The sequence below is a fragment of the Corynebacterium sp. HMSC05D08 genome, from assembly GCF_001807215.1.
Classification (GTDB): domain Bacteria; phylum Actinomycetota; class Actinomycetes; order Mycobacteriales; family Mycobacteriaceae; genus Corynebacterium; species Corynebacterium striatum.
On sequence record NZ_KV788340.1, the window covers coordinates 1 to 12,049 of the forward strand.

The 12,049-nt window shown below is 61.7% G+C and carries 9 protein-coding genes; 6 read left to right on the forward strand and 3 right to left on the reverse strand.

Features of this window, described 5'->3' with window-relative positions; translation table 11 throughout:
* The first annotated feature begins 241 nt into the window (after positions 1-241).
* Both HMPREF3148_RS14240 and HMPREF3148_RS07670 read left to right on the forward strand, forming a co-directional pair.
* Positions 242-550, forward strand: coding sequence for a helix-turn-helix domain-containing protein (locus tag HMPREF3148_RS14240; protein ID WP_370876357.1), 309 nt, complete (start codon positions 242-244; stop codon positions 548-550).
* Positions 551-608: 58 nt separating this feature from the next.
* Positions 609-1,757 carry an ATP-binding protein gene (locus HMPREF3148_RS07670; protein ID WP_070508963.1) on the forward strand — a complete coding sequence of 383 codons (1,149 nt, stop codon included), beginning with the start codon at positions 609-611 and terminating at the stop codon, positions 1,755-1,757.
* A gap of 201 nt (positions 1,758-1,958) precedes the next feature.
* Here HMPREF3148_RS07670 and HMPREF3148_RS07675 read toward each other — a convergent pair whose 3' ends face one another.
* Positions 1,959-3,503 carry a helix-turn-helix domain-containing protein gene (locus tag HMPREF3148_RS07675; RefSeq protein WP_246818807.1) on the reverse strand — a complete coding sequence of 515 codons (1,545 nt, stop codon included), beginning with the start codon at positions 3,501-3,503 and terminating at the stop codon, positions 1,959-1,961.
* Between the two features lie 130 nt (positions 3,504-3,633).
* Here HMPREF3148_RS07675 and gabT point away from each other — a divergent pair, with 130 nt between their 5' ends.
* The 4 genes from gabT (at position 3,634) to HMPREF3148_RS07695 (ending at position 8,910) form a co-directional block, all read left to right on the forward strand.
* The gene (gene gabT / locus HMPREF3148_RS07680) at positions 3,634-4,959 is read left to right on the forward strand and encodes a 4-aminobutyrate--2-oxoglutarate transaminase (protein WP_070508965.1); all 1,326 of its coding nucleotides are present in this window, start codon (positions 3,634-3,636) and stop codon (positions 4,957-4,959) included.
* A 35-nt stretch (positions 4,960-4,994) separates the two neighbouring features.
* Positions 4,995-6,455 (forward strand): flavin-containing monooxygenase, encoded by a 1,461-nt coding sequence (locus tag HMPREF3148_RS07685; RefSeq protein WP_070508966.1) that lies wholly within the window; start codon positions 4,995-4,997, stop codon positions 6,453-6,455.
* Positions 6,455-7,441 carry an alpha/beta hydrolase gene (locus HMPREF3148_RS07690; RefSeq protein WP_049145312.1) on the forward strand — a complete coding sequence of 329 codons (987 nt, stop codon included), beginning with the start codon at positions 6,455-6,457 and terminating at the stop codon, positions 7,439-7,441. Before HMPREF3148_RS07685 ends, HMPREF3148_RS07690 begins: the two co-directional genes overlap by 1 nt.
* A 116-nt stretch (positions 7,442-7,557) precedes the next feature.
* Positions 7,558-8,910, forward strand: a complete 1,353-nt coding sequence (locus HMPREF3148_RS07695) for a YkvI family membrane protein (RefSeq protein ID WP_046645345.1) — start codon at positions 7,558-7,560, stop codon at positions 8,908-8,910.
* A 340-nt stretch (positions 8,911-9,250) separates the two neighbouring features.
* On the opposite strand, the gene HMPREF3148_RS07700 is transcribed toward HMPREF3148_RS07695, so the two are convergent.
* Both HMPREF3148_RS07700 and HMPREF3148_RS07705 read right to left on the reverse strand, forming a co-directional pair.
* Positions 9,251-10,816 (reverse strand): hypothetical protein, encoded by a 1,566-nt coding sequence (locus tag HMPREF3148_RS07700; protein WP_049063028.1) that lies wholly within the window; start codon positions 10,814-10,816, stop codon positions 9,251-9,253.
* A 96-nt stretch (positions 10,817-10,912) separates the two neighbouring features.
* Complete coding sequence (locus HMPREF3148_RS07705; RefSeq protein WP_005529092.1) at positions 10,913-12,031, reverse strand: alcohol dehydrogenase catalytic domain-containing protein; 1,119 nt, start codon at positions 12,029-12,031, stop codon at positions 10,913-10,915.
* Positions 12,032-12,049 lie beyond the last annotated feature (18 nt).

The following is a 12,049-nucleotide window of genomic DNA, read 5'->3' on the forward strand; positions in this document are numbered from 1 at the left end:
GTAAAAGAAGCGGAACTAAACCCAGGACGCTTCATTCCCTTCGGGACTGGAGAAACTAGTCGCTGGCTTCGGCATGGCTCTTATTCGCCCTGTTAAGAAAATGATCCGGGGGTGTTCCTATCTAGTTAGTCAAGTCCGCGGGTGGAGTTTTCAGGGGCGTCCGAGGTGCTTGACTAACTAGATAGGAACACCCCCTCCATTCATTAAGAGACACGACCTAGAAGGGGCACCGCTCCCCGGGATCGCCAGCCAAGCTCTCGCGGTAGAACTCTCCCTTCCTAAGAAGGATGTCGCCCCATTACTGGGCCCAACACTCGAATCTTTGTCCCGCGCGCTGCATCGCCTACACAAGACGGGCATCCTCGACCCACACGGAGCGACCATTGTCATCATGGTTCCCAGCGCGCTGGGGCAAGCTGCGGAAAGCTTACGGATAGCCGCACGGGCACAGCCAAATCTCCCGAAACACATATCGCGGCAGACGCAGCGAAGTGCAAAGAAGTACACCGGATTACATTGGATTACAGCGAAGTACATCAAAGTACAGTGAAGTACACTGAAGTACATCGAAGTACATTAGTTCTCGGTATAAACCAGTGGAGAAACTCATGGACCGAATTCGTAACCCATTCACCGCCGCCCTCGGCGTTAGTCCGGCAGTTCTTGCGGGCCGTGAGGAAGAGCTCGATCTCATCACCATGGCAATGCTCGACGGCCCTGGCGCCCACGAACGGGTCAGCGTCGTCAGTGGTGCTCGCGGCAGCGGCAAGACGGTCTTTCTCAACGCTGTCGAGGACCGTGCTTCCCAACTTGACTGGACCATCATCTCCGAAACAGCTACACAGGGCGTCGTCGAGCGCATTCGCAATACAGCCGAGCGCAATCTTCAGGAATTCTCCCCTGCGGACAAACGTCGCCTCTCCGGCATTTCAATCGCTGGTATTGGCTCCATCAATTGGGAAACTGATCCAATCTCCCCCACACAATCATCACTGCGTACCGCCCTTACCGCGTTGCTCGACGCTAAGGCACAACTCGATTCCATCACCGGTCAACCGCCCAGCGGCGTGCTGATCACCCTGGACGAGCTCCATTACACAAATCGCGACGAAATCATCGAATTCGCTACAACGATTCAGCATCTCCTCCGTGAGAATCGTGAAATCACAGTCATCATGGCGGGTATCCCCTCGGCTGTGAAGCCCTTGCTTTCTAGTCCGGACGGTTCCAATCCCATCACCTTCCTTCGCCGCGCTAACCGCATCGATCTCGGAGCAATCCCGGATCCCGATGTCAGTTCCGTTCTGGCTGACACTGCGAAAATTGCTAATTTCAGCTGGCACGAGTCAGCTCTGCGCACCGCAACTGAAGAAAGCGGCGGCTACCCCTTTTATTTCCAGCTGATTGGGCTGTGGTCCTTTTTTGAGGCCCAAAAGTCTGGTCGCACAAATATCACTGGCCAGGACGTCGCTGTGGGCATAAAGCGCGCAACAAATAAGCTCCATCAGCTCGTCCACGAACCCGCCATCGCCGACATCACCCCTGGTGAACGGGATTTCCTCATCGCCCTTGCCCAGTGCGACCTCCCCGCTCGGAATATCGATGTGCTCAGCATCATGGGGACCTCGCCGCAAAACATCAGCAACTACCGGCAAAAGCTCCTAAGCCTCGACCTCGTTATCGAAACGGCAGACCGGAAAATGACCTTCCAACTTCCACGACTCGAGGACTATCTCCTAAGCATTCAAGAGAAATAGACTCCTGATGCGCCCTATGCCGCAGATCACTCGGGGCAAACGCAGTCAACAGTCAGGGGAACGCTGCTGCGCTCGAGCTCGCCGGTCAGGAGGCGCTCACGGATAAGACGTTGCTTGATCCTTCCGACACTTCCATAGCCGCGCGCTCACGGACGCGGTGTACCAGCATCTCATCGATGTCGGAGGGACAACAAAGCGCGGCTAGAACGAGGATGCACCGGCGCCGGCGACGCCGAGCACCACGAGCTCCGCGACCGCGATGGGATCGTCGAGGTCAATCTCGAGAATCTCGGCGGCGTCGGCAATGCGCTTACGCACGGTGTGTCGGTGGGTCTCAAGCGCATCAGCGGTGCGCACATAGTGCCCGCCGTTGCGCAGATAGGCCTGCAGCGTCTGTTCATACTCGCTGCCGTGGGCCGCGTCGTACTCGCGCAACTTACCCCAGGTTTCAGCGAAACGGTGGGCGACGGCGGCACCAACGGCTTCGTCGCCTAGCCAATTGAGCGTGCGCGACTCGGGGCCCACGAGCGCGCCAGGTTGCAAGCCGAAGGCGACTTTCTCCAAGTCACGGACAGTGGATTCGCGCAGGCGCGACCACTCGAGGGGTGAGCCGACGACAATGCGTTTACCGCCGCGGATGTCGAGGAGAAGTTCCTGAATATTGCGCATGGAACGGTTGCCGCGCAGCAGGAATAACCAGGTGAGGTCATCGACCTCCACGGCGAAGAGCAGGCGGCCTTGTTCCGCGAGATTGCGGTCAAGCGCCTCAATGAAGCGCGCATGCGCTCGTGCCGACTCGGATTTGACGAGGACCGGACGGACTCTGCCTTCCGTATCGCTGGCTTGGCGGAAGATGCGTTGCATCGATTCGTCGCGGCCTGTGAGACCAAGCTGCATAGACACGGCCAGCGTGGTGAGCTCGCGCTGTGCGCGACGCAGCTCCTGTGGGCGTCGAATGATGAGCTCAGCAAGGCCGGCGGCGTGTTTGAGCAAGGCGCGCTGATTGGCGTCGAAGTAGTGGTCGGCTATGGCCACGAGACCATGCGTATCATTGCCGCTCGGAGAAAGACGGTGCGCCAGAACATTGATTTCGCCCACCTTGCCGGCGATGCCAAAACCACGATGACGCGCGTCATCGATAACGTGGGTGAGCTCGACGTTTTCAAAGCCAGGCAAGACCGCCGCTGCAGACACACGCCCGTCCAAGTCCACAAGACAAACGCTCGCGTCGAGGGCCTGCGCCGTGCGGGTGACGAGCCCGTTCAGGCCCTGGCCGGCCGCGAGGTTGAGACAGCCTTGGAGCTCAAGAAGAACCTCGAGACGGCGCTCACGGCGTTGCGCGAGCTCGCGGTGCACGGCCGTGGAGACCGAAATAAACGGCACGTCAAGGGGGATAGTGAGAAGGGAGACGTCGTGGGCGAGGGCGGCGTCGGCAAGCTCGTGCGGGACCTCGGGGAAGACGACGCCCACGCCGAAGCCAATGCCAGCGGCCCCGGCGGCAGAGAGGCGGGCGACATAGTCGCTGAAAGCCTCCGGTTGATCGCGAAAAGCGATGCCGGTGAGCAAAACGAGGGTGCCCTCACCGACATATTTTTCGGGATTTTCAAGCTCGCACGGGTGCACCATGCCAAAAGAACGGCCCGAATCATGGACCACGCGCAGGCCCAAATTTCGACGGCTTGCAAGCCACGAAATTGAGAGCGTATCGCCCATTTCTGCATCCACGTGCGCTGATGACCGAGTCATCACACCCCACCTTCCTATATACATTGTGTACAAATTAGCGTTTTCATTTCGACACAATGTTTATATGCCACGCTACACTCCGTCGGCACAATGACTCCCATCACATTTGTATTTGAATCGGAGGAGTGACATGCAGGACTTCAATCACCGCATTCCGCAAGAGCGGAAAGTTGTGACCACCATCCCTGGCCCGCGCAGCCAGGAACTCGAGGAGCAGCGCGAGCAAGAGCTCGCCCGTGGCCTCGTGCCGGGCTTGCCTGCGTACATCGTGGACGGTGACGGCGGCGTCCTCGTGGACGTCGATGGCAACTCCTTCATCGACTTCGCCTCGGGCATCGCGGTGACCACCGTCGGCGCGTCCAACCCGCGCGTGACCGCGGCCATCGCTGAGGCGGCGTCGCACCTCACCCACACCTGCTTTCTCAATGCACCCTACGAGGGATTCCTCCAGGTCTCGAAGAAGCTCAACGAACTAACCCCGGGCGACCACGAAAAGAAGACCGCACTGTTTTCGACCGGCGCGGAGGCCATTGAGAACGCCGTGAAGATTGCACGTAACTACACGGGCAAGAACCGCATCGTCGTCTTCGACGGCGCGTTCCACGGCCGCACGAACCTCACCATGACGATGACGGCGAAGAACAAGCCGTACAAGTCTGGCTTTGGCACCCTCGCCTCTGATATCTACCGCGTGCAGGGTTCCTACCCGCTGCGCGACGGCCTGAGCGGCGCAGACGCGGCGGAGCGCACCATCCGCTCCATCGAGCAGGTCATTGGCGCGGAGGACATCGCAGCACTTGTCATCGAGCCGCTGCAGGGCGAAGGCGGCTTCATCGAGCCAGCCGAGGGCTTCCTTCCGGCGCTGCTGGAGTGGTGCCGCGCGAACGACGTCGTCTTCGTCGCAGACGAGATTCAGGCCGGCATGTGCCGCACGGGCGACTGGTTCGCGAGCAATCACGAGGGCCTAGTCCCGGACCTCATCACCACGGCAAAGGGCGTGGGCGGCGGTATGCCGCTGTCAGCCGTCACCGGCCGTGCCGAAATCATGGACGCACCGGGACCGGGCTCCCTGGGCGGCACGTACGCCGGCAACCCGGTGGCGTGCGCGGCCTCGCTCGCGGCCATCGCAGAGATGGAGGAGCACGACCTCGCGGCACGTGCCCGTGAGATCGAAGCGATTGCCCGCGAGATCCTCGAGCCACTCACCGAGCTGCCCACCGTCGCCGAGGTCCGCGGCCGCGGCGCGATGATTGCCCTCGAGTTCGTCGACGAGAACGGTCGCCCGAACCCAACGCTCACCTCCGCCGTCGCGAGCGCCTGCAAGGAGCAGGGCGTCCTCATCCTCACCTGTGGTCTGGACGGCAACGTCATCCGCCTCCTGCCGCCGCTGGTCATCAACGAGTCCACCCTGCGTGACGGCCTCGAGGTCCTCGCCGCAGAAATCCGTAAGAACTAAAGCACACCCCCACTTACCCTGCAAGGAGAACCAACATGTCTGACAAGCACATCTACGACTGCATCATCCTCGGCACCGGCTACGGCGGACTCGGCATGGGCGCCCAGCTCGCTAAGGACAACATTGAGAACTTCCTCATCCTCGAGGCCGCGGACGAGGTCGGCGGCGTGTGGCGCGACAACACGTACCCGGGTGCAGCCTGCGATACCCAGGCTCTCATCTACTGCTACTCCTACTTCCTCAACCTCGGCGTGTCCCGCATGTTCGCCGGCCAGGACGAGATGCTCGGCTACCTCAAGGCGCTCGCCACCGAGTTTGGCCTCTACGAGCACATCAAGTTCAACAACCGCATCGTCCGCTCCGAGTGGAACGAAGAGCTCAAGGCCTGGGAGATCGCCACCTCCACCGGCGATATCTACTACGGCCGCGTCTTTGTGGGCGCCTGGGGCCAGCTCTCCAAGCCGAAGGTTCCAGACTTTGCCGGCCGCGAGACCTTCGAGGGTACGCAGTTCCACTCCGCCGAGTGGGACCACGCCGTCGACCTCAAGGGCAAGAATGTTGCCGTGGTGGGCAACGCGGCATCAGCTGTCCAGCTCGTGCCGGAGGTCGCTAAGGAGGCCGGACACCTCGCCGTCTTCCAGCGCTCCGCGAACTACATCCTGCCGCGTAACCAGGTCATCTTCACCGACGAGGAGCTGCGCGAATTCCAGGAGAACCCGGAGTCTTACCGCGCCATTCGCCAGGAGATCCACGACACCCGCGAGGACGGCTTCGAGCGCACCCGCAAGGGCACCGACGCCGCTCAAGAAGGCGTCGAGCAGGCCATGGAGCACCTCACTTCCCAGGTCAACGACCCGGAGCTGGTAAAGAAGCTCACCCCGACCTTCGCGTTCGGCTGCAAGCGCATCCTGCGCTCCGATGACTTCTACCCGACTTTCAACCGCGACAACGTCTCGCTGGTCACCGAGAGCATCGAGGAAATCACCCCGCAGGGTATCCGCACCGCAGACGGCGTGGAGCACGAGTTCGACGTCATCATCTACGCCACCGGCTTCTACTCCCAGGAGTTCCAGGGAGACCTACCAGTCATTGGCCGAGGTGGCCTCGACCTGCGCGAGCGCTGGGGCAACGCGCCGGAGGCTTACCTGGGCATGACCGTAGACGGCTTCCCCAACTTCTTCATGCTCTACGGCCCGAACACGAACCTCAACCACCACTCGGTCGTGGCCATGCTCGAGGAGCAGGACAAGTACATTCGCCAGGCCGTCGAGTACCTCCGCGACAACCCGGACAAGGTCCTGGACGTCGACCCGCAGGTCCTGCGCGAGTTCAACGACCGCATCCAGGCTGAGCTCAACGAGTCCGCCTTCTCCGCCGACTGCTCCTCCTGGTACAAGAACGAGGACGGCAAGGTCATCAACAACTGGTCCGGCAACGTCGCCGAGTACCAGGACCTCACGCGCACCCTCGAGCTGGCTGACTACGGGGTGGCCTAATGCACACGCTCGCTGACGAATTCACTGGCCGCCCCATCACGGAGGACGCGTGGAAATCCGTGGGTCCCTTCCGTGCCGGTGGCGGGGTGTCCTTCCACCACATCGAGATTCCCACGGTGCGTGAGAGCTACATGACTTCGACCGCCAAGAACGGACTCACGGAAGCCACGGAGCCGTTCACGCAAGACTTCGAGGTAGGCGAGTTCCGGGTCCGCCTCACGGACCCTCGCCCCGCCAGCGAGCGTGACGCCCCCACCCCCGCCATCCTATTCATCCATGGCGGTGGCTGGCTCATGGGCAACCTGGACACGCACCACTCCGCGGTACGCCGCCTCGCGGTCGAGTCCGGGCTGCCGGCGGTGGCGGTCGATTACCGCCTCGCGCCGGAGCACCTCTACCCCGCTGCCATCGATGACTGCCGCGCCGCGTTGCGTTGGCTTTCCGACGCCGCCGCTCCGCACGGTCTGCACGTCACCAACGTCGCCATCGCGGGCGACTCGGCGGGTGGTCAACTCACGGCCATCCTGGCGAACGAGTTCTCCGGGGACGACTCCGTCGCCCCCATCTCCAGCCAGGTGCTCATCTATCCCATCACGGATATCTCGGATCAGCGCACGGAGTCTGGCGCCTCGTACCAGCGCGTGACCGAGGGCTTCCCCATGGTGGCGGAGACCATGCGCTGGTTCATCCGGACCTACCTGCCGGAGGGCCAGGACAAGACGGTCGCCGACCTGTCCCCGCTGCTCCACGAGCTGCCGGAGAACCTGCCGCCCGCCTACGTCATTACGGTGGACAACGACCCGCTCGCGGACGAGGGCGGCGAGTACGCCCTCAAGTTGGCCAAGGCCGGCTGTGACGTCCGGTACGAGCACCTGCGCGGGTACCACCACGGCTTGTTCACGTCTGCCGGCGTGATGCAGTGTGGCGAGGAAGGCCTGAGCGACATCGCGAAGTTCATCGCCGTCCACGCTCGCAAGCACGCGTAACCCCGAAGCCCCAGTGTGAAGTGCTTCTTCGCGCTGGGGCTTTCGTGAACCAAACTCTAGGAATTTCCCTTCACTCATCCCTACAATCAAATATCTATCGACCGAAAGGTAAACCAATGATTCAACGAGCTTTAGGCATCTCCATGGCCTTCATTGGCGTCCTCGTCGGCGCGAGCTTCGCCTCCGGCCGCGAGGCCCTCCAATACTTCGTTGCGTTCGGCAACTGGGGCATTGTTGGCGCCATCGTGACGTCCATCTGCGTCATGATTGCCGGCATCTCCATGCTGCAGCTGGGCAGCTACCACCGCGCGAAGGACCACAACTCGGTGTTCACGGTCATCTCCGGCCCCGTGACCTCCCGCGTCCTCGACATCGCGACGATGACGTGTCTCTTCTGCATCGGCTTCGCCATGTTCGCGGGCGCTGGGTCCAATATGAAGCAGCAGTTCGGTTGGGACATCTGGATCGGCGCGGGCATCATGCTGGCCCTCGTCCTGCTCACCGGCCTCCTCGACGTGGACAAGGTCACCAAGGTCATCGGCGCCGTCACTCCGTTCATCATTATCCTCATCACCATCGGCACGATGTACACCATCTTCACCGCGCAGCCCGACTTCACGCACCTCAACGAGCAGGCACAGGAGATTCCCACGACGCTGCCCAACTGGTGGGTCTCGGCCATCAACTCGGTCGGCCTCCAGGTCATCGTCGTAGTGTCCATGGCCATCGTCATCGGCGGCAACTTCCTCGACTCTCGCGAGGTCGGCCTCGGCGGCATCATCGGCGGCTTCATCTTCCTCTTCCTCCTCGCCGTGCTCGTCGGCTCCATGTACATCTCCGTCGAGACCGTCCTGGAGACGGACATGCCGACCCTCGCTATGGTCACCAAAATTCACCCGGCCCTCGGTACGCTCATGGCATTTGCCATCTACGGCATGATCTACAACACGGCCATCGGCATGTTCTACGCCTTGGCCAAACGCCTCACCCGCGACCACCGTCAGCACTTCTACAAGGTCTACGTCGCCATCGTCCTCGTCGGCTTCGTCCTGTCCTTCATCGGCTTCTCTGAGCTCATCGGCTGGGTCTACCCCATCCTGGGCTACATGGGCATCCTCTGCATGTTCGTCATCGGTTGGTCCTGGTGGAAGAACCGCCGCGAGCTCGAGAGCGAGACCCAGCTGCGCCGCCGTGCCCGCGAGCTCATGGCCAAGCGCTTCGAAGGCGAAGAGGCGCTCACCCAGGACGAGGAGCAGGAGATCATCGCCATCGCCCGCATCTCCAACATCCCGGAGCACACCTTCATCGAAGAAATCGCAACGGAGATCAACGCCCGCGAGGACATCACCGTCGCCTCGACGCTACCACTGTCCACTGCAGATGACAGCGTCGACATCGCCGATCTCGAGTCCGCAGCCTCCGTCACCGACATGAAGACCGCCGAGAAGAAGGCGCGCACCCGCTCGTAGGCACGCCGAGTTGCCCGCTTCCCCCTCGTGGGGAGCGGGTCTTTCGCGTCTTGGCGCTAGTGACACGGCACGTCGGGGACCGAATTCGCGCCGCTTGTAAATCCTGCCGTCGTTGCCTTTGTAGTAGACGTCCCCGTCTCCCTTTTTCATGTTGTGGCATTCGCAAAGCATGAACAGGCTATCGAGGTTCGTCTCCCCGCCTTTGATGGCTCATGCCGCGAGCGCTCACGCTGTGCACGTTGTCCCACATCGGTTCGCCGCGGCTCAGACAAGAGAAATGCCACAAGCGCTCAGTTCTAGTAGCTGGGCGCCTGTGGCGGTAGGCGTGAGTCGATACGGACTAGGAACGGTCCTCGCGTGATACAGAGGTATCGGTCTTTACATCCTGAGTGTGGAAGTGCGGGGTCGGACGGCCTTGCTCGTCCACGTCATTGAGTTGGGCGAGCTCAGTGAAGTCCGCCTGAGCATCCGCGAAGCCCTCGTTGGGGTCAATCTCGTCGAAGTTACGGATCGTGCCGTCGCGCTCATCCTTGAACATGTCCTTGCCGTAAATGACAAGCACCATGATGATGCCCGCAGCGAAGCCCCAGGCCGCGCCCTGCGTGGCGAGGACACCAGCAGTAATGCCTGCGATGCCGAGGTCCTTCTGATTCTTTGCCTCCATGATGCCCACACGGACGGAGACGAAGCCCTGAATGATGAGAGTGAGCGCCAAGCCGATGGGCAGGATGGGCTCAACGAAGGAAATAATGGGCAGAAGCAACAAGCCGGTGTTTGTTCCCCAGCGGAAAGAGCCAGCACCGCCGAAGACGGAGCGCATGGCGCGCTTACCCTGCTTGTAGCGCTCAACAATGACGACGTGCATCGCCGCCCAGAGCGGACCACACATAGCGACGTCAGGGCCGATGATCGACATGATGATATTGCGTCCGCCGAAGAGGAGGTGGGCACGCGACGGGCTGTAGACCACGGCTTCATCGGTACGAACGTGGTCCGCTTCCTTAAGCACCGCGTTGGCTTGGAGGACGTCACCGAACACCACGATGTAGGCGGCAAGCACGGTCGGAATAGCTGTGAGGAACATGTGCGCAGGCGGTAAGCCAAGACCGAAGATGGTGTACTCGCTCCACAAGGTAGCGAAGTCAGGGCTGGAGAAGCCCCACTCGATGTCCGGCCACGGTGCCTCGCCGACCAGTGGTGCAACGAAGATGGCTACGAAGATAGCTGGCAGGATGCCCAACGAAGCGATGAAGCGCCAACCGGCCGCTTTCTGACGCAGACCAGCGAAGGACCGCGAGTACATCAGGTAGAACGCGATGGCCACCGCGATGGTGATGGTCACGGGGTACGAGTGGAAGCGACCATCTTCCTTGAATACGGAGAAGATAGCGGCGATACCTGCGCCGAGGACGATGCCCGCGCGCAGTCCGGAAGGAATGACGCGCACAACCTTCGACGCCAATCCTGTGACGCCGAGAGTGATCGAAAACATGCCAAGCAAGAGCTGGAAACTGATGAGCGCCCAGACGCGTTGTTCGCCTTCGGGGAAGGTCTGCACGTACACGGTAAGCAGCGGGATAGCCGGGGTGATCCAGCCCGGGACGACGGGGTCGCCAAGCAGGTGGTGCGTGAGGTAGAGCAGACCGTTGAGCATGACCACGGCGAGGGCAACCTCGAAGGGCATGCCGAGTGCCTCGGTCATGAGCGGAATGGCGCCAAGGTCGACGACGCACATGAACAAACCTTGGGCGTAGTCCGGCCACTCAATGCGGTAGTGGACAAACGGCAGGCGAATGTCGAAAGGACCGGCCTTCCAGTGCGGAGATTCTTGGCCGATACCCTGTTCAGGCTCAGCCAGTGCCTTCGATGCCTGATGATCTTCAGGCTGGGATGCGGAACGAGACATGAGATACCAATCTGATGAAAAATATGAAGCCCGGCCACCGCGCTCGAGGCGCGGTTCCGGGGTTGGCGAACGCCCCGAGCTGGGGCTGGACGAGAATTAGTCGAACTCGATGATCTGACGCAGCGCCACGCCCTCAGAGAGGTTGTCCATGGCCTGGTTGATATCGGCAAGCTTGATGTGGCTGGAGATGAGGCCTTCAGCGTTGAGCTTGCCGTCGCGCCAGAGCTGCTCGTACTTCGGGATGTCCTTGGTCGGGACGGAAGAACCGAGGTAGCAGCCATGGACGCGACGGGCCTCGCCAGTCATGACGAGAGGGTCGATGGCGATGGTGGAGCCCGGCGCCGGCAGACCGACGGTGACGGTCAGACCGCCCGGACCGGTGAGCTTGTAGGCAGTTTCGAGAGCCTTGGGGTGACCGGCGGCCTCGACGACGGCGGTGAACTTCTTGCCGGAGGCTTCGGCCTCAGCCGGGGTCATGGCATCGGTGGCGCCAAGCTCGATGGCCTTGGCACACTTGTCAGCCTGCATGTCGATGCCCACAATCTCCTTCACACCGAGTGCTGCGGCGGTGATGATAGCGGACATGCCCACGCCACCGAGGCCGACAACGGCAATGGAATCTTCCGGCTTCGGGTCAATCTCGTTGAGGATGGCGCCGCCTCCCGTGAGGATGGCGCAGCCAAAGATGGCGGCGATGTCGGCAGGGACGTCAGAACCGATGGGAACAACGGAGAGCTCAGAGACGACCGCGTGCGTCGCGAAGCCGGAGACGCCGAGGTGGTGCTGGACGGTCTCGCCGTTGCGGGTGAGGTGGCGGGTACCGCGGATGAGCGTGCCCTCGTTGTTGGTCTTGGAACCGACCTCACACGGCATCTTTCCGTCGGTCTTGCAGCCATCGCACTCGCCGCAGCGCGGGAGGAAGGTCATGACGACATGGTCGCCGACCTTCACCTTGCTCACACCGGGACCGACTTCCTCGACGACGCCAGCAGACTCGTGGCCGAGCAGCATGGGCAGCGGGCGCGGACGGTTGTTGTTCACCACGGACAGGTCCGAGTGACAGATGCCGGCCGCGGTGATCTTAACCAGGATTTCGCCTTCGCCCGGCGCGGTGAGCTCAAGCTCGCTGATGGAAATCGGCTGCGAATCCGCGTAGGGACGCGCGGCATCCGAGCGCTCGAGCACAGCGCCCTGGATGGTGATGGTGTCAGACATGTGGACTCCTTCGAGGTT